Annotated in this window: 16 protein-coding genes; 4 read left to right on the top strand and 12 right to left on the bottom strand. The window is 57.6% G+C overall.

The annotated features are described in order from the left end of the window. Nucleotides 1-3: 3 nt before the first annotated feature. From recA to F4Y00_08745, 4 genes are all read right to left on the bottom strand, one after another. Complete coding sequence (gene recA / locus F4Y00_08730; GenBank protein ID MYE05037.1) at nt 4-1,047, bottom strand: recombinase RecA; 1,044 nt, start codon at nt 1,045-1,047, stop codon at nt 4-6. A gap of 125 nt (nt 1,048-1,172) precedes the next feature. Then, nucleotides 1,173-2,435 carry a competence/damage-inducible protein A gene (locus F4Y00_08735; GenBank protein MYE05038.1) on the bottom strand — a complete coding sequence of 421 codons (1,263 nt, stop codon included), beginning with the start codon at nt 2,433-2,435 and terminating at the stop codon, nt 1,173-1,175. Nucleotides 2,436-2,460: 25 nt separating this feature from the next. Then, entirely contained in the window at nt 2,461-3,129 is a 669-nt protein-coding gene (pyrE, locus tag F4Y00_08740) for an orotate phosphoribosyltransferase (GenBank protein MYE05039.1), read from the bottom strand. A 31-nt stretch (nt 3,130-3,160) separates the two neighbouring features. Further along, nucleotides 3,161-3,730 carry a CDP-alcohol phosphatidyltransferase family protein gene (locus F4Y00_08745; protein ID MYE05040.1) on the bottom strand — a complete coding sequence of 190 codons (570 nt, stop codon included), beginning with the start codon at nt 3,728-3,730 and terminating at the stop codon, nt 3,161-3,163. Nucleotides 3,731-3,955: 225 nt separating this feature from the next. On the opposite strand from F4Y00_08745, the gene dnaK reads away from it, so the two are divergent. Continuing rightward, entirely contained in the window at nt 3,956-5,899 is a 1,944-nt protein-coding gene (dnaK, locus tag F4Y00_08750; protein MYE05041.1) for a molecular chaperone DnaK, read from the top strand. A gap of 288 nt (nt 5,900-6,187) precedes the next feature. On the opposite strand, the gene F4Y00_08755 is transcribed toward dnaK, so the two are convergent. Continuing rightward, nucleotides 6,188-8,314 carry a T9SS type A sorting domain-containing protein gene (locus tag F4Y00_08755; GenBank protein MYE05042.1) on the bottom strand — a complete coding sequence of 709 codons (2,127 nt, stop codon included), beginning with the start codon at nt 8,312-8,314 and terminating at the stop codon, nt 6,188-6,190. A 310-nt stretch (nt 8,315-8,624) separates the two neighbouring features. On the opposite strand from F4Y00_08755, the gene F4Y00_08760 reads away from it, so the two are divergent. Beyond that, a complete protein-coding gene (locus F4Y00_08760; protein ID MYE05043.1) occupies nt 8,625-9,608 on the top strand; it encodes a threonylcarbamoyl-AMP synthase in 984 nt (327 codons plus the stop codon). 19 nt (nt 9,609-9,627) lie between these two features. Here the strand turns inward: F4Y00_08760 and F4Y00_08765 are convergent, their stop codons facing one another. From F4Y00_08765 to F4Y00_08780, 4 genes are all read right to left on the bottom strand, one after another. Next, entirely contained in the window at nt 9,628-9,939 is a 312-nt protein-coding gene (locus F4Y00_08765; GenBank protein MYE05044.1) for a hypothetical protein, read from the bottom strand. 3 nt (nt 9,940-9,942) lie between these two features. Continuing rightward, nucleotides 9,943-10,953: a sugar phosphate isomerase/epimerase gene (locus F4Y00_08770; protein MYE05045.1), complete on the bottom strand. Its 1,011-nt coding sequence runs from the start codon at nt 10,951-10,953 to the stop codon at nt 9,943-9,945. 282 nt (nt 10,954-11,235) lie between these two features. Further along, a complete protein-coding gene (locus F4Y00_08775; protein ID MYE05046.1) occupies nt 11,236-12,657 on the bottom strand; it encodes a SpoIID/LytB domain-containing protein in 1,422 nt (473 codons plus the stop codon). A 173-nt stretch (nt 12,658-12,830) separates the two neighbouring features. After that, entirely contained in the window at nt 12,831-14,513 is a 1,683-nt protein-coding gene (locus F4Y00_08780) for a choice-of-anchor B family protein (GenBank protein ID MYE05047.1), read from the bottom strand. Between the two features lie 424 nt (nt 14,514-14,937). Here F4Y00_08780 and F4Y00_08785 point away from each other — a divergent pair, with 424 nt between their 5' ends. Beyond that, nucleotides 14,938-15,717: a TatD family deoxyribonuclease gene (locus tag F4Y00_08785; GenBank protein ID MYE05048.1), complete on the top strand. Its 780-nt coding sequence runs from the start codon at nt 14,938-14,940 to the stop codon at nt 15,715-15,717. Nucleotides 15,718-15,759: 42 nt separating this feature from the next. On the opposite strand, the gene F4Y00_08790 is transcribed toward F4Y00_08785, so the two are convergent. The 3 genes from F4Y00_08790 to F4Y00_08800 form a co-directional block, all read right to left on the bottom strand. Beyond that, a complete protein-coding gene (locus F4Y00_08790; GenBank protein ID MYE05049.1) occupies nt 15,760-16,326 on the bottom strand; it encodes a hypothetical protein in 567 nt (188 codons plus the stop codon). A 144-nt stretch (nt 16,327-16,470) separates the two neighbouring features. Further along, nucleotides 16,471-16,764, bottom strand: coding sequence for a hypothetical protein (locus tag F4Y00_08795; protein MYE05050.1), 294 nt, complete (start codon nt 16,762-16,764; stop codon nt 16,471-16,473). Further along, nucleotides 16,761-16,970 carry a hypothetical protein gene (locus F4Y00_08800; GenBank protein MYE05051.1) on the bottom strand — a complete coding sequence of 70 codons (210 nt, stop codon included), beginning with the start codon at nt 16,968-16,970 and terminating at the stop codon, nt 16,761-16,763. Before F4Y00_08800 ends, F4Y00_08795 begins: the two co-directional genes overlap by 4 nt. A gap of 132 nt (nt 16,971-17,102) precedes the next feature. On the opposite strand from F4Y00_08800, the gene F4Y00_08805 reads away from it, so the two are divergent. Beyond that, nucleotides 17,103-17,366, top strand: a complete 264-nt coding sequence (locus tag F4Y00_08805) for a hypothetical protein (protein ID MYE05052.1) — start codon at nt 17,103-17,105, stop codon at nt 17,364-17,366. Nucleotides 17,367-17,370: the final 4 nt, after the last annotated feature.

Genomic DNA, 17,370 nt, shown 5'->3' on the forward strand with positions numbered 1-17,370 from the left:
TTTCTATGAGGCCGCCACGCCATTCGAGGATACCTCCTCGCCGTCTTCCGGAACCATCCCCAATTCCTCGCGGACCCGCCTCTTGATCTCCTCGCGTTCCTTGTCGTGCTCTCGCAGCCACTCCTTGGTGGCTTCCCGTCCCTGCCCTACGGATTCGTTGCCGTATGCATACCAGGAACCGGATTTCTGCATGATTTTGCATGCGCAACCCAGATCGATCAACTCGCCGAGCGCGGAAATGCCCTCTCCATAGATAATATCGAATTCTGCTTGCCGGAAAGGCGGCGCCGTTTTATTCTTCACGATTTTCACACGCGTCCGGTTGCCGACAACCTCCGTACCTTCCTTGATAGCCCCGATGCGACGAATATCCATCCGCACGGATGCGTAGAACTTGAGCGCGCGCCCGCCGGAAGTCGTTTCGGGATTGCCGAACATGACCCCGATTTTCTCGCGGATCTGATTGATGAAAATGAGTGAGGTTCGGGTGCGGCTTATCGTACCGGTCAATTTTCGCAGCGCTTTGCTCATCAGCCGCGCCTGAAGCCCCACCTGGTGGTCGCTCATCTCCCCTTCAATCTCAGCCTGGGGAACAAGCGCCGCTACCGAGTCGATCACCACGACGTCCAACCCCCCGCTGCGCACGAGCATATCGCAGATGTTGAGCGCCTGCTCCCCGGTATCCGGTTGCGAAACCAGCATACTGTCGACTTTTACGCCGAGCTTCTCCGCGTAATTGATGTCGAACGCATGCTCGGCGTCGATGAACGCGCACATGCCGCCCGTTGCCTGCGCCTCCGCAATGATATGCGTAGCCAGCGTGGTCTTGCCCGATGACTCCGGCCCGTAAATCTCTATGACGCGCCCGCGGGGCACGCCGCCCACGCCGAGCGCAGCATCCAGTGCCAGCGATCCCGTCGAAATAGATTCGATGCGGGCAATGGGCGCATCGCTCATGCGCATTACCGAACCTTTCCCGTATTGCTTCTCGATTTGCTTCACAGCCAGGTCGAGGGCCCTATTTGTCCCGGAGTCGTTGGAGCTCATAATGACGTCAGTCTTTTATGTGAATATGTGCGTTGTACATATGTAATATACACACACAGGGTCGTGGATTCCAATTTATTTACTGCTGCCCCTTACAGACACATACAATACGCAATTCGTAACCATTATGGGCGCCCTGCAAGCAGATTTTTTCGCACTTTTTCCAGTAAAAAAGTCGCGGTCAGTTGCTTGTTGAGCATGCGGTCCCGCACAAGCTGCAACCGGTGCGCCTCGACCCCGCCCGCGTCGGCATATCCGATCCACACCGTGCCCACCGGTTTTTCCGGCGTGCCCCCGTCAGGTCCGGCGATGCCTGTCGTCGAAAGCCCGATATCCGCGCCGAGGCGCCGCCTCACCCCTTCGGCCATTTGCGCCGCAACCTCTTCACTCACGGCGCCATGTTGCCGGAGCGCATCCAGCGATACGCCGAGCACATCCATCTTTGCCCGGTTCGAATAGGCCACCACCCCACCCGCCACGTATTCAGACGATCCGGGAATATTCGTAAGCACATGCGCCACGTATCCCCCCGTGCAGCTTTCCGCCACCGCCACAGTCAGCGAACGATCCCGGAGCATATGCCCCACGACTTCTTCGAGCGTCTCGTCGTCCGCCCCGTATATATGTTCGCCGATCCGGTCCCGCAGGTGCGCTTCCAGGGAGGCTATCCGACGTTCGGCCTTTTCCCGGCTGCCGCCGAATGCCGTCATGCGCAATCGCACGCCCCCGGGCCCGGGCAACCAGGCAAGCCGGAGCGTATCCGAAAGCAGGCCGGACAAATCGCCCACCGTTTCCTGAAGACCGGATTCTCCGACGCCTGCCGTACGGAGGGTTCGGTGTACGATAGTATGCAATCCTCCCCGGCGCCGCATCCTCGGCAGGACTTCCTCGGTAAAAAGATGCTTCATCTCGTGCGGTACGCCGGGCAGGACAGCGAGCATGCTTCCTGCCGCCTCCCCCTGCCGGATTTCGCACCACAACCCCGGCGCAGTCCCCACCTGGTTGGACAACGCTTCGAAACCTGCAGGAACCATGGCCTGAGAGCGGTTGCTTTCCGGCATGGTGCGTCCCCTCAGTTTGAATCGCTCCCGGATATCTTCCAGAATTTCGCTCTGGAACGCCAGGTCAACCCCGAACAAGCCTGCTACCGCCTCGCGTGTCCTGTCGTCGCCGGTAGGCCCAAGGCCCCCGGTCGTAACCACCAGGTCGCTTTCGGCCAGACTCTGCCGGAGTTCGGATTGCAGGGCTTGTTCGTCGTCCCCGACGGTGGCCATGCGGCGCACGACCACGCCTGCCCGCGTCAACTGCTCGCCAAGCCAGGAAGCGTTCGTATCGCGCACCTGCCCGATAAGCAGTTCGTCGCCAATGGTCAGCACGATGGCCTGCATACTCCCTGAACCGTTTATATATGCCTTATGTATGCCGGATCGACCAGGCTTCCGGGTCGGCCCGCCAGGCCAGAATCGCCTGGGCCGCCGCTCCGGACAGCGTTTCCCGTTCCCGGGCCGCCTCCAGCAGCACGTCCAGGCCGGTCAACACATGCAGGGGAACCCTGGCCTTTTCGAAATTCTGGCGCGCCGCAGCGAATCCATGAGAATAAATGGCGAGAACCGCCTGTACCTCGGCCCCGGCGTCGCGCAACGTTTCCACCACTGCGCAGGAGGATCCGCCGGTCGAAATCGCATCCTCTACCACAATCGTTGTCCGGCCCGCGACATTCCCCCCTTCTATACGGCACCCGCGCCCGTGCGCTTTCGATTGCGCCCGCGCATACGCCATGGGCCTTTCCAGAATGTCCGCAAGCCATGCCGCGTGCGGAATGCCGGCGGTGGCCGTCCCCGTAATCACCTCGGCGTCCAGCCCCTGCTCGTTCCATACGCGGACGAATCCGTCCCGTACGGTGCGCCGCGCCGCCGGACTGGAAAGGAGAAGGCGATTGTCGCAATAGACCGGCGCCAGCAGGCCGGATGCAAGCGTAAACGGCTCGTCCGGGGCAAAGCGAACAGCCCCGACATCCAGCAGGTGTTCCGCCACCTGCCGGGCAAGCGAGCGGTCCGCTTCGTTTTTCGTATTCGTTTCCATGAAAAATTCAGGCTTTGGCGGCGTCACGCCCTTATCCGGTGCGCTTTTCTCTGAACAGGTATATCCATCCGGTCCACAGCGTAAACGCAACGACCAGCAAAAAGGCTGCAAGCGGGATGGGCGTATCGAGTACCCACCTGGCCCAGGCGCCGGCAGCTCCTTCCAGTTTCTCGAATGTCAGGAGGACCAGTATCCCGCTCAGGTATACGATCTGGACAGCCGTTTTCCTCTTGGCGACAGGCAGCGTGAACCCGCCGCCGGATACCCGGGATTGAGAGCGCATCCAGGTCACCGATATATCGCGCAATCCGATGAGCGCCACGCCCCACCATGGTACAAACTCGGGAACGATCACACAAAGCATTACGAAGGTGCCCAGCACCAGCACCTTGTCGGCAAGCGGGTCAAGCGCCTGTCCCAGCTCGGACCGGGCTTCGAATTCCCGGGCGATCTTCCCGTCCAGATAATCGGACGCCGCCGCGATCAGGAATAAAACCAACGCAATAGCTATTCCAGGTAACGCATTGCTGTACAACAGGATAAGCACCACCGGCGTCACCAGTATACGCACGATCGTAAGGGCGTTCGGAAGATGTTTCATTTTCCGATCCCCCGGCGCCGCGCGCCCTCACCCGCAAGATGCTGTTCGGTTCGAATCATATACATATCGCAATGCGTATGGAGCGCCGCCGCGCGACGAAATGTCGCCGTGAAACCTGTCATTATGGCGGAGAATAAACTCCGGCATCATTCTTGATAGTGTCCTCCGGACACCAAATTCACACCACTGTAAAATAAAGACCTGCAAGGTAGCGAGATACTCGTTATGGGAAAGATTATTGGAATTGACCTCGGAACCACAAATTCGGTCGTCTCCGTGATGGAAGGCGGGGAACCCGCCGTGATCACCAACTCCGAAGGCGCACGCACGACGCCATCGGTCGTTGCTTACAAGAAGGATGGCGAACGGCTCGTGGGTATGCCCGCCAAGCGGCAAGCGATCACGAATCCGCAAAATACGATCGCTTCGATCAAGCGCTTCATGGGACGCCAGTACGGCGAGGTCGAGAGCGAGATCAAGACCGTTCCGTACGAAGTGACCCGCGGCGATAACAATACGGCCCGCGTCAAGGTAGGCGACCGGGTATACACGCCGCAGGAAATCTCGGCGATGGTGCTCCAGAAACTGAAGCAGACGGCGGAGGACTACCTCGGCGAAAAAGTAACCGAGGCGGTCGTTACGGTCCCCGCATACTTCAACGACGCACAGCGCAAAGCCACGAAAGAGGCCGGCGAGATCGCCGGACTGAATGTGCGGCGCATCATCAACGAGCCGACGGCGGCGGCGCTCGCCTACGGTCTGGACAAGAAGGAAAAAGAGGACGAAGTCGTCGCCGTATACGATCTGGGCGGTGGCACGTACGACATCTCGATTCTCGAACTCGGCGACGGCGTGTTCGAGGTGAAGGCCACCTACGGCGATACGCATCTTGGAGGAGACGACTTCGACCAGCGGCTGATCGACTACATTGCCGATGAATTTCAGAAGCAGGAAGGCATCGACCTGCGCAAGGACAAAATGGCCCTGCAGCGGCTGAAAGAGGCCGCGGAGAAAGCCAAGATCGAGCTCTCCGGGCAAACGCAGACGAACATCAATCTGCCCTTCATTACCGCCACGGAAGACGGACCGAAGCACCTGACGCTCGACATCACGCGGGCCGCGTTCGAGAAACTGGTGGACGATCTGGTCGAGCGCACTATCCCCCCCATGGAAAAAGCGCTCAAGGACGCCGGGGTCTCAAGGGACGATATCGACGAAATAATTCTCGTCGGCGGTTCGACCCGCCTTCCGAAGATTCAGGAAGTGGTCGAGAATTTCTTCGGCAAAAAGCCCAACCGTTCGGTAAATCCGGACGAGGTGGTGGCCGTGGGCGCGGCCGTCCAGGGCGGCGTGCTTTCCGGGGACGTCAGCGATGTGCTGCTGCTCGACGTCACACCGCTCAATCTCGGCATCGAAACGCTCGGGGGAGTGATGACTTCGCTCATCCAGGCCAACACGACCATTCCCACGAAGAAGAGCGAGATTTTCTCCACGGCTTCGGACAGCCAGACCTCCGTGGAAATACATGTGCTCCAGGGAGATCGCCAGATGGCTATGCACAACCGCACGATCGGGCGTTTCCATCTGGACGGCATCCCTCCGGCGCCACGCGGCATCCCGCAGATCGAGGTCACCTTCGATATCGATGCGAACGGCATCCTTGACGTAACCGCCAAGGACAACGCCACCGGCAAAAAGCAGAACATCCGCATCGAGGCTTCCAGCGGACTCTCCGACCAGGAGATCGAGAAAATGCGCCAGGATGCCCAAACGCACGCCGAAGAGGACCAGAAGAAGCGGGAACAGGTCGAGAAGCTGAATCAGGCCGATTCGCTTGCGTACTCCACGGAGAAGAACCTGAAGGAATACGGGGACAAGATTCCCGCCGAAAAGAAGGCGAAGGTGGAGGCGGCGCTCGAGCGGCTCAAGGAAGTCCGCAAGAACGACGAGTCTCCCGATCTGGATTCGGCGCTGGAGCAACTCAACCAGGCATGGGGTGAAGCGGCTGAGGACATGTACAAGGCGCAGCAGGCCGCCGCACAGGAAGAAGCGAGCGCGGATGCCGGTGCTGGGGCAGACCAGGAGGAAGCTGCCGGAGACGGCTCCGTGGACGCCGACTTCGAAGTGATCGACGAGGACGAGGAGTCACCGGGGACGAATCATAAGTAGGTGGGTGTGTAAAGGTTTATGCAGACAGCCGGGAGCAAAGTCCACCAATGCATTCAAAAGGCCTGCCAAGGAGCGGAGAAGAGGAACGATGATTGTTTTTAATTTGGGATTATATACAATGGTGAAAGGTTTCCGGTTAGGGTTCCTTCGGTTTGAGTAAAACCTGCGCCACTTCCAAAGGCGTTTTGCCCTCATACATCGGGGTCTTCGTAGGCGTGTTCTCTCAACGATCAATCAGATCAAGGCGTTTCTGTTCACGCTTTGACACACCGTGTTTCTTGGACTTCTTCATCGCACAAGGATCATGGTTCGGGTTTGGGTTTCGGTTCCGGTGCGCAAACGGTACAGGTACGTTCCGGTCGGCAGATCACCGGCATCGAAACGGACTTCATGGTTTCCTGCGAGTTGTATCCCGTCCACAAGCGTAGATACGACACGTCCAGTCAGATCGTACACAGACAACTCAACGGAATCGGAACGGTCCAATGTGTACGTTACGGTTGTAGACGGATTAAACGGGTTCGGATAATTCTGCGAAAGGGATATGCCACCCGGTAGTTCGTCCGAATCGACGGACACGGACGCATCTATATACAAAGGCGCATACACCAAAGAATTGCCAGGTATTCCGTGCCGATACCGCCATGTTCGCTTGAGTTGTTCGATAACCACGGGTGTCCGCGTGGGTAGGAATTCATCACGCACATACGTTACTGCTCGAAGCCAGTCGTCTGGGGTCTTGGCCGGGGAAGATTTGACATCGCCCCAACGCGCTGATTCCGCAAGGATGATCTGGCGAACTTCATCAACACGGACATCCCAACGAGCAAGTACGGCCTCGTTGCTCAAGGCTCCGCCATCAGAGAAATGTTGTTGTGCAAGTTCGGAGAACCGCCGCCGATACTGGTTCGATGCCATCAACTGTTGGTGAATCCATTGCGGATTGCTAAACCTGAATTCGTCTCCCGTGGGAAAGGGGCCGGTCCGGTTGTGAGACTTACCCCATGAGGGTACATGGAAAAGCGAATGCTCCGCATCATGTACAAACCATGTAAATCCCCGTTCACCTTCACGATTGCGCATACCGAACCAATTCTTTGTCCCTTTGGCATCCACCTGGGCTGGACCGTCCGTGTTTCCGGTCCAGAAAATAATGAGCATGTATTGGATCAGGTTGTCCGCATCCAGTAGTACCGGATAATCGGGGTTGCGCGACCCGTCCGGGTTCAGCCCTTGCAGTTTCATGTACAGTGAATCGCGTTTCCCCCAAGTAGTCAAAGCGGCCAGTTTGTTCGCTTCGTCGTAAAGGGTGCGCCATGCGTCTTCTGTTCCATCCCCGACTTCCATGTTATAGGCGTTCGTCTTGATGACATCGTAGTCATCCTTATCCCCGCCGAGGTATAATTCACCGTGCCAGTGATCTGCCCGTTCCTGCGTTTGGAAAACACCCCAATACTGACCGTTCAGGTATAGATGGTAGTAGCGACTGCGGGTATACGGAACGTTCATATCCCGTTGGGTATCGCGGGAAAACACGTCCCGGACCATCGTATTGTGTGCAGACCCACTGGCAGACCAAGAAAAGGTTTGTGCAGTGCGCAGGTCGAACTTGTCGAACTCGTCCGTTCCCTCGTCCCCAAACAGGTCATACCGCAGGTTCTTCGGCCCATAACTTCCTCGAAAATACAGTCGGAAGGAGTGCTTGGGCATGGTAATTCTGCGACTAAATCCCCCGCGAATGCGGATGCCCGCATTGACCGCAAATCCTTCACGATCTCCATGCCTTGCCAATGGTCCGGTTTCCGCCGGAAAGTCTGGGGGATAAATCAGTTCAATGGAAGCGGGGCGTTCCCAATCTCTCCCGCGTTCCTGTGCATTGGGGTGTATTCCTCGCTGTTCGTCAAAGAGGGAATCGAACGGAAGAACGATGGAAAAGGATGGAACGGCCAGCAATGCCGCAATGACTTCTTCTTCCCGCCCTTCGACAATCTCCGGGTCCATGCCCATATCCACGGTGTGTCCTCCCCAATATGAAGGCCACCCTTTTGCCACCATGTTTTCCTGTGTCTGCCGAATCACGTCTTCCGGGAAGATGTACGTGCGGGTCTCAATGGACGAAGGCTCCGTGCCATCCATGAAAGTAGCAGCACGCACCACGGTCGTTTCATCTATGTATAGCGGATCGGTGTAGAGTATCCCGTTTTCTTCCGAGGGGTCCGAACTGTCCAGCGTATAGCGGACAGTGCCCCCCGACGTTCCGGGTGACAAACTCAACGAAAATGGTTCGTCGAGAACTGTCCCCGGCGCACTGAACGCAGGCGAATCAAGTGTTGTAGATTTCGACATCTGTGCAAAAACGGGGGACGATATACAAAGGGAAAGGGCTAAAGCCCACAGAAACCATGTGGTTCGCATTTATCTGCTCTGACTTGGAGGATTGAGACCCCGGACCAAAAGGAGCCGGGCCGTTCCTCCATCAGAGCAGATTGCGTGATAGCCCTGCCTATTCGCCTGTCCGGGTGTACGGCCCGGACATTTGGTGCGGCTATGGTATTCAGCAGGTAACCCGGCGCGGGGTCAACCTGCCCGATGGAGGTTGCTGCAGTATACGTAATCGTTAATAGGATTGCTATCGCTCTCACCCTTGCATTCTAACCTCAACGCCGGATTCCGATTTCTCCACTTCGCGGGACCGGATCCCGATCCTGTTTCGTATGTCTTCCCCATGAAGACCATCGTCACAGACTCTCCCGAAGAAGCCGCCTCGTTCATCCGGTCCGGTGAAACCGCTGCCTTTCCGACAGAAACCGTATACGGGCTGGGAGCGGACGCTTTCAACACCGTAGCGGTTCGGAAGATATTCGAGGCCAAGGGAAGACCTACGGACAATCCGCTTATTGCTCATATTGCGGATGTTGGAGAGGTGGACCAGATTGCTGACTTTTCGTCGATGGTTGCTCAGCGTCTCGCAGAGCGCTTCTTTCCGGGGCCGCTGACCCTTGTGCTCCCCAAACGTCCGGACGTGCCTCCTGTGGTCACTGCGGGTCTCGATACGATCGCCGTGCGCGCACCGGAGCATAAGATGGCTCGGGCGCTTCTGCGAGCCTGTGCCCGTCCTGTGGCGGCGCCCTCGGCCAATCGTTCGGGAAGGCCAAGCCCTACCACCTGGCAGGCGGTACTCGAAGACCTTGACGGGCGAATTCCCTGCGTGCTTCGGGGCAAGCCGTCGATTGTCGGCTTGGAATCGACGGTCATCGACTGTACGACGGATATTCCTCGCGTACTACGGTTGGGGGGCGTATCACTGGAGGCGCTCCGGGAAGTAGTTCCAGATATGCAAGGCCCTCAGAACAATCCGGTAGGCGTGCCGCGAAGCCCTGGCCTACGACACCGGCATTATGCGCCGACGGCCCGGGTGATACTGGTCGACAAGGCGCCTTCCAGTCCGCCCAGGGAAAAAGCGGGATATATCGGAATGGAATCCCCTGGAGAAGATACACAGAGCAGCTCCGAAAAAGGCTGGCACCTTGTGGAGCGGGTCGCCACACCCCAAGCGTACGCACACCACCTCTTCGATTTCATGCGGCGCTGTGACGCAGCGGAGGTAGAGACCATTTACTGCCAGACCGTGGAACCGACCGGGATTGGGGCAGCCATCATGGACCGCCTGCAACGGGCAGCAAGAGGGAGTGCGGGAAGCCACTCATGAAACGGTAGAACGGCACCTTCTACCCACTCCTCCTGTACAACACAAAAATCCAGCCGGCGCAGATGACGAGGCCGTAGGCTTCCCGGGCCGTCTCTGAAAACGCTCCTTCGCCGGCGGCTACGAGACTTCCCAGGAGGATCACTGCCCAGACGACGCACAGCACCATATAGGCCAGGGCAAGCGGCCGGGGAAATCGCCCCAATGCGAAGAGGATGCAGTGAATGGCGGCGGCGCCGTATACCCCTGCCCAGGCCAGCGCATCCGGATCATTGTGCTGAAATGCCCCCCAGGCGATGAAAAACAGCAGGGCAACCGCATTGGCGATCCGCATCAATCAGGCCTGTTCGTCCTTGGAGAAAGCGGAATCGAACGCTGCGCCGGGTTGCTCAAAGTCGATATCCTTCGTGAAAGCGCATGCCTCGGCGGCACCCTGCTCCCTTTCCATGCCGCTGTCCTCCCATTCGATGCTGAGCGGGCCCTGGTAGCCGATCCGGTTCAATGCCCGGATGATCTCCTCGAAATTGATCGCTCCGCGGCCCACCGAACGAAAATCCCAGTACCGGTCTGGATGCCCGAAATCGAGATGCCCCCCGAACACACCGCCTGCGGTGGGCGTCTCAGACCACCACACGTCCTTGATATGCGCATGATAGATTCGATCCGGGAACGCGTCGATGAAACGGACATAATCCACGCCCTGGTACCCGAGGTGGCTGGGGTCGTAGTTGAACCCGAAGGCTTCCCTGTTATCTAATGCGTCAAGCGCGCGCCGGGAGCTGGCGATGTCGAAGGCGATCTCCGTAGGATGCACCTCCAGTGCGAACCGGATGCCCTCCTCGTCGAAAACATCCAGAATCGGGTTGAACCGATTGGCAAAATCCTCATATCCCTTGTCGATCATGCCCGGCTTGTTGGGCGGAAAGGAATAGAGCAGGTGCCAGATGGAACTTCCGGTAAAGCCGTTCACGACCGGCACGCCAAGCCGGGCGGCCGCGCGAGCCGTATTCGCAAGTTCCTCCGCGGCGCGGGTGCGCACACCTTCCGGATCGCCGTCCCCCCAGACATGCGGGGGCAAAATGGCTTCGTGGCGCTCGTCAATGAGATCGCATACCGCCTGACCGACCAGATGATTGCTGATGGCCCAGACTTTCAGCCCGTATTTCGCAAGCAGATCGTGCCGGCCCTGACAATAACCGTCGTCCGACAGCGCCTTGTCCACCTCGAAATGATCCCCCCAACAGGCCAACTCGAGGCCGTCGTACCCCCAGCCGGAGGCCTTCTCTGCGAGCGTTTCCAGGGGCAAATCGGCCCACTGCCCCGTAAATAAAGTAACCGGTCGTGCCATGATGCAATAAGGTGTTTTCGGTCTATAATTGTTGCGGTATACGGACTTCGTTGAAGGGTAGAAACCTACCGATAACGCGGTTGCGAGTCAAGGGATACTTTGATCAAGTTCACTTCGCTCAGCACTGCACGTTCGTAAGTACGGGACGTCATGATTGCATCGTCGGAATCAGTAGGGAACACTGCGGATTCGGGGCGTCGCGGACGTGAAGCGCCCTTTGGGAGGTAGAGAGGGGCGCGCTGGCCGCATCATTCCTCATTATGTGGGGCCGGTCACGGAGCGTTACCAGCCGATCCTGCGCTTTTGCGGCTGGGGCCGGGGGTTCGCGGGGGCTTCCGGATTCTCCCTTTCCGAAACCGTCTCGACGGGCGGCGACGAACTCTCTTCGACCGCCGTGTCGGCAGGCGCTTGCCCTGCAATAACGCCGGACGGAATCCGGGTTGCCGCATCCGTATCCTCAAGACGGGATAGCGTAGTGCCGGTATAGTAGAAATCCAGAATCTCCTTGTAGGACATGCCGCGCTTCGCCATATCGTGCGCACCCCATTGGCTCAATCCGACACCGTGTCCGTATCCCTGTCCGGTAAAGATGTATTCGTTGCCTTGCCGCTCGGCATCGAACCGCATGCTGCGGAGCGACCGCGGCCCGAAATGCCAGATTACGACGAGGCGGAACTCGTTTCCGGTGACGGAACGCCGCTGCCCGTTCTGCATGAGCAGGGAAACCGAGGCGATCCGGCCATCCGGACTGCGCTGGTCCAGAAGGAACCCGACAACTTCCCCGCCGAATTTTTTACCCAGTTCGGCCAGCAGCTTCGGGCGCGGAACGCGGGTAACCCATTCGGCGTGGGGCGATTGTTTGCCGTACGGATCGGATTTGCCCCGCAGGTAAGGAACAGGCGACGACGACCACACGGATTCGTTGTCGGCGGTGTGGCCACCGCTGGAGGAATGGTAGACGGCCTGAATGGGTTTGCCGCGATATGTCAACACCTCCCCTTCCGTACGGCGAGCCGCCTCGAGAGCCAGAGGAAGAATCACGTCCTCTCCCCGGTATACCTGGGAACGGGTGTCGTCTACGAGGTCGTAGTCCGGTCCGTATTTAGTCGGCGCGTTCAGTACGTAGGTGCGGGCGAGTACGGCCATGGCCTTCGATCCTTCCAGGTCGTCGAGGCCGTATTCCGTGGATACGACGGAGGCTACATAGGCTTCGAGCGGGACGGCATTGATCAGTTCCAGCGTCTGATCGGTCTGATCCGGCGAGATAAGCAGATTCCCTGCGTACCGCCTCGGGGCCTGCCCGGCCTCATCTTCTCCTATCCCGATACCGAAAGAGGCGCCGTCCACCGGTTCGGCGCGAAGAGACTCCGCGTACAAGGTGAGCGCATCCGACGATATCCGGAGTTCGTTCGAAGGTCCGTACGGGGAGATCAGCACGGTCTGCCCGGTCTCCATCTCCAGAAGGGCGTCGGTGTACTCCCCGGCGTGAAGCCGCACGACGCCCTCATATGCGGAGAGCGTAATGCTTGTGGGCGCCTGCCTGTCGAGCAGGCGTATCCGCACGTCCTGGGCTTGCGACGGAAGGGTATAAAGCGCCAGAACCAGGGTCGCTGCTTTGTACGGAAGAATGGAGCGCAACAAGGGGGTCATCAGGTCGCCAACGTATCTCGGAGAGGCTTCCGGCACGCCCGACCATGGCCTCATGGCGGTCCGGGGTATTTTCGCTCTCCTCTTTTAAGATAAAGACCTGTTGGGATCAATGAACACGAGGTCGAGAGGTTCCGGGGGCGGGCTCGCCTCCGACTGTTCACCACCCGGAAGCCTGTGCAGCACATGCCGGGAGCGGCAGAGCCTCCCGGCCCGACGGGTCCTCCCTGTTACTTGACCAGCGTCATCGTGCGGGCCATGACCTCTTCCCCGACCTGTAAGCGATACACGTACGAACCGCTCGGTAAATTGCCCCCGTCGAACCGCACCGTGTGATGGCCCGCAGGCAGGGAACCGTCGACGAGCACCGCCACTTCCTGTCCGAGCAAATCGTACACCGTAAGACGAACTCTGCCGGCCTGCGGCAATGCATACCGTATCGTCGTCTCCGGATTGAACGGGTTCGGATAATTGCCAAGGAGCACCACTTCGACAGGCAACTCCTCGCTCTCTGCGCTTACGCCTACCGATAAGGACGGCGGCGCAAGAACAAATAACCCGTCATTGATGCTGGAAACCGCAATGATTCCGCTTTCGAAATAGGGATAACTGCTCCAGGCTCCGTCAAAGCTTGGAGCATCCGAGGCAGGATGAACATCGAAGTACGCCACTTCGCGGATATCATCGAGCGACAACTCGCCGTCGTAGGAAATATCCATGACACGCAATCCGGCCGTATAGTTCGCTTCGTACAATCTGTCCCCGCGGATGTACAGGTTATGATCTGCAGCGGTGGTCGGCCCGTACCAGGCGCCCACAAAAACGGGATCGTCCAGTTCCTCTACATCGAAGATCAAGGTACGGGTCTTAGTCTCTTCACCCTCATCCAGTTCGTCGTTTACGAAAAGATAGCGGTGGTCCTCCGTCAGCCATCCCTGATGTGTGTAGCGAGGATTCGGGTATCCGAATACACCGAGTTCTTCGGGCGAAGCCGGGTCCGTCACATCCGTAATAGCTCCGCCTGTCTCGTCGGCAGTGAAGCAAATGTCTTTCCCGGCGTATCTTGCATCCTGTCCGTTGTAACGAACGCATTGCGCATCGTGCGTGTAGCTACTGGTTGTGCGACCTCTTACGGAGGAATCGTAGCACCCTGCGAACACGGGCTGCGCCGGATCGCTCATGTCCACGATATGCGGGCCCGCACCACATGAAAATCCGGACGGCGCCTGCTGAGCACCTATACCCACGATATATACATGATCCGATATATCGTTGACCACCACATTATGCGCCGACTCGAAGGCGTCGTACAATGCGGTGGGCTCAAAGGTCACCGGGGCATCGGTCACATCCCGCAGTTGCGCAAGATCGAACACCTGCATGCCGTGCGAGCGGGCAGCATCGGCTACAATGACGGCATGATCGTTCACGACCTTTATATCGCGCCACCAACTGGCCTGGCTGCCAGGCGTCATCGGTAACGTTCCGACGAACAAGGGGTTTTCGGGATCGCGCAGATCGAAAAACGCAGCGCCGTAGACCCCCCCGAGCAGCGCGTACTCGACACCCGTAACCGGATCGGTCCACCCCCAGATGTCATTGAAGCAGTCGTACGCAGACGAAGAAGGGCAAAATCCCCCCATATCCTCCCGGGGGAAAAAAGCCAGCAAATCCAGATCCTTGCAGGGATACCCGGCGGCTTCTCCATCCACGCAGGGCACCCGCCCTGTGATGCGCGCCCTTCGGGAAACTCCGTCGTGCGCGTCTTCCGCGCGAACCGACGCGGCTTTGCCGTCCCGGACCTGCTGCTGGAAAAATCGAGCCGAAGAAGCTTCTGCGGAGGAAACCACGAACAGAAATACAAGACCGGCAAGAGCGCCAACACTGGCGATGAACCTGGTGAGGGCCGACATGATTGGCTTGGGGTATGACCAGCCGTGGATATGGGAGATTATTACAGATTATCAACACACCAAGTGTTTTACAAGCCATCTATATATTTTAACTGTAACATTACAGACTACATGTGTAACATTATTGTAACCTTATAGATAGATCTGTATTCGGAATCGGCGGATTCGTAAACAACCTGCTGAGTTCGGCGATTGGTGGCATGGCCATCGCACACTGGCTCTGGGTATGGATCCGGACATGATGGGGCACACGGTGCGGCTATCTGGATCATTTTTAAATATTCAATCACCGAGAAGAGTGCGTTTGAAACACGTAAGGAGCTTGAACTCAGGAGAGGAACGGGGCAAACGATGGCTGCTTGGGGATCCCGGGCCTGCGGACTTCGTTCGCAGACGCACCATCCCTCTGCACAAACCTCCCGCCATGCTTATCGATACGCATGCACACCTGTATCTCGACCGGTTCGAAGGCGATCTGGAGGCCGTGATCGACCGGGCCCGCGAGGCCGGCGTAACGCGGATACTGCTGCCTGCTATCGACGTGCCATCCGTGCATCGCGCCCTGGAATTGTGCAAGCGGTTTGACGGCCTGTACGCCATGGCCGCCCTGCACCCAACGGAAACGAAAGAGGCAACCTCTTCGGATTTCGATGCGGTGGCGGCGCTATGCGACGATCCGCATGTGGTGGCCGTAGGCGAATCCGGCCTCGATTACTACTGGGACCGCTCCTTTGACAACCGGCAGCAGGAATTTCTGCGCCTGCACATCCGGCTGGCTATGGACCGGAAACTGCCTATCGTCTTTCACAACCGGGAAGCCTTCGGCGATCTGATCCGGATTGTCGAAGAGGAATGGGGGAATTCAAAGGAGATGGACGGCCGGCGAGGCGTGTTTCACTGCTTCACGGGTACGCCCGAAGAGGCCGCGCGCATCGTGCAGGCCGGGTTTGTGGTCGGTATCGGGGGCATCGTAACCTTCAAAAATGCCGGTCTGGCCGAGTGCGTACGCAGCATCCCCCTCGACCGGATGGTGCTCGAAACCGATGCGCCCTGGCTTGCGCCTATGCCATACAGAGGCAAACGAAACGAGCCCGCCTATGTACGCTTTGTGGCGGAACGGCTGGCCTTGGAAAAAGGGGTGTCGCTGGAAAAAGTGGCCGAGGTTACAAGCCGGACGGCCCGGGAGGTTTTCGGGATTGGGTAGGGCCTTGCAGGCGCCCTCCAGCTTTGTCAATACGCGCCTTGCTTAAAGTCTTATCGACAATTGCCAACCTACATAGTTAAAATTTTGAACCTTGGGTGCGGTACTGTCTATATCCACATAAGCCTTAATATAGATAGCATTTTTGACCTCCGTTACGTTTCCTAATTTGTACCCGATGCCTATATCCGTATAAAACAGAAGTTCAACGTCACGATCTTCTTTGTTAGTAATATCCTCCTGCAACTTATGACGAAGGTACGATCCCCCTATGGAGGCAGTCTGAAAAACGCGAATGTTATTATTTATATTTTGATACATGCGAAATCCACCCAAAATTCCACTAAAACTCATCCATTTCGATCTATCCTGATCCGTACGATAATACGTGAACGAAGCATCGACAATAAGGGCGCTGTTCGTTGCTATCGGTCTTTCATATTGAAAACCAGCGCCAAAGGGCTCAACTCTGATCTCTTCCGCCAGAGATTCGAGTATAAAGCTTGTATTTTGCCTTGCTATTGTCGCAGTAACATAAAATTCATTATTTTGCGCAAATACAGGTATGGCAAATAACAAGAACAGAAATGATAAGAAGCATTTCTTTGCCATGATTCTTGTTTGTTTTACTAAGAGGGACTTACATCCAATAGTGCCTATCAGGACAGTGACAAGAACGCTCCGGAAATGCTGCCCTGTCCGGAAAACGGATAACCGCATAGACGAACAGCTCCCTGAAGGCTTGCCAGAAGGTCATTATTCTTCCTCCCATGTACCCCAACGGTCGCCCCAGAGTTCTTTCATGCGGTTTACCAGCCGCTCATGCTCGGCGTCGTAATCCTCGACGGCACACGGCTCGTCCCATTCCTCATACCCGCGCGGCGGTTCCGCCTCCCCGGTCGTATCCGCTATCCATGCGTCATATATCTCGAACCACGAATCTCCGGCGCCCGGAGGCGTCAGGATATTATCCTCAAGGGACAGGAGCAGCTTGCCGGGCGTGGGATCTGTCCGGTTAGGATCGTCCAAAGGAAGGAGTATTCTGCTCATCGGCGCCATCCCAGTTTTTTGAACAGTTTCTCGAACTCGGCAAAGATCGGTTTAAAGTCCGCATCATCCCATTGAGTAGCGAAGTTCGGAGAGTTATTCCGTACGTAATCAAGGGCCTTCAGGACCGGCTGATTACCGCTCTTTTCTGCAATATACTGCAAATACGCACGGGCGAAAATCTTTTGATCCTGCAGAAGGTACTTCATATGATCTTGGAGATACAGAAAACTGTAGCTTTGCCGAAGGGTAGCATACTGCGGATGCGTAGCCCGCTTCAATGAGGCCGGAGCGTTAACACTCCGGAAATTGTACGAAAACGACAACATGGAGGCATAAAAATGAGATGGATATTCGGCTTACTGCTTTTGCCGTTGCTGTCGGGCGGACCGGCGCAATTAACGGCGGACGAAACGTGTGTGCGGCAGCTTGTGGAGGCGTTAGAGGCTTCGGCGGACGCATGGGAAGAAACGGCGAGATTGTGGCGGCACCCGGAAGATTCAGCGTTTGCCGTCGATCCGGCACGGGCGGCCTCGAATGCGGAGCGAGCGGCCCGGTTACTGGACGCGGCGGCCTGGGAATGCCGGGCGGAGGCTGCGGAATGAGCGG

Source organism: Bacteroidetes bacterium SB0662_bin_6, from assembly GCA_009839485.1.
In the GTDB taxonomy this organism is placed as follows: Bacteria; Bacteroidota; Rhodothermia; order Rhodothermales; family VXPQ01; genus VXPQ01.

Coding starts and splice junctions, on each gene's coding strand:
- F4Y00_08795 (MYE05050.1), bottom strand. CDS start 16,764: ATGAGCAGAATACTCCTTCCTTTGGACGATCCTAACCGGACAGATCCC.
- pyrE (MYE05039.1), bottom strand. CDS start 3,129: ATGGAAACGAATACGAAAAACGAAGCGGACCGCTCGCTTGCCCGGCAG.
- F4Y00_08735 (MYE05038.1), bottom strand. CDS start 2,435: ATGCAGGCCATCGTGCTGACCATTGGCGACGAACTGCTTATCGGGCAG.
- F4Y00_08775 (MYE05046.1), bottom strand. CDS start 12,657: ATGAGGCCATGGTCGGGCGTGCCGGAAGCCTCTCCGAGATACGTTGGC.
- F4Y00_08770 (MYE05045.1), bottom strand. CDS start 10,953: ATGGCACGACCGGTTACTTTATTTACGGGGCAGTGGGCCGATTTGCCC.
- F4Y00_08760 (MYE05043.1), top strand. CDS start 8,625: ATGAAGACCATCGTCACAGACTCTCCCGAAGAAGCCGCCTCGTTCATC.
- F4Y00_08800 (MYE05051.1), bottom strand. CDS start 16,970: ATGAAGTACCTTCTGCAGGATCAAAAGATTTTCGCCCGTGCGTATTTG.
- F4Y00_08755 (MYE05042.1), bottom strand. CDS start 8,314: ATGCGAACCACATGGTTTCTGTGGGCTTTAGCCCTTTCCCTTTGTATA.
- F4Y00_08805 (MYE05052.1), top strand. CDS start 17,103: ATGAGATGGATATTCGGCTTACTGCTTTTGCCGTTGCTGTCGGGCGGA.
- dnaK (MYE05041.1), top strand. CDS start 3,956: ATGGGAAAGATTATTGGAATTGACCTCGGAACCACAAATTCGGTCGTC.
- F4Y00_08745 (MYE05040.1), bottom strand. CDS start 3,730: ATGAAACATCTTCCGAACGCCCTTACGATCGTGCGTATACTGGTGACG.
- F4Y00_08765 (MYE05044.1), bottom strand. CDS start 9,939: ATGCGGATCGCCAATGCGGTTGCCCTGCTGTTTTTCATCGCCTGGGGG.
- F4Y00_08790 (MYE05049.1), bottom strand. CDS start 16,326: ATGGCAAAGAAATGCTTCTTATCATTTCTGTTCTTGTTATTTGCCATA.
- F4Y00_08780 (MYE05047.1), bottom strand. CDS start 14,513: ATGTCGGCCCTCACCAGGTTCATCGCCAGTGTTGGCGCTCTTGCCGGT.
- recA (MYE05037.1), bottom strand. CDS start 1,047: ATGAGCTCCAACGACTCCGGGACAAATAGGGCCCTCGACCTGGCTGTG.
- F4Y00_08785 (MYE05048.1), top strand. CDS start 14,938: ATGCTTATCGATACGCATGCACACCTGTATCTCGACCGGTTCGAAGGC.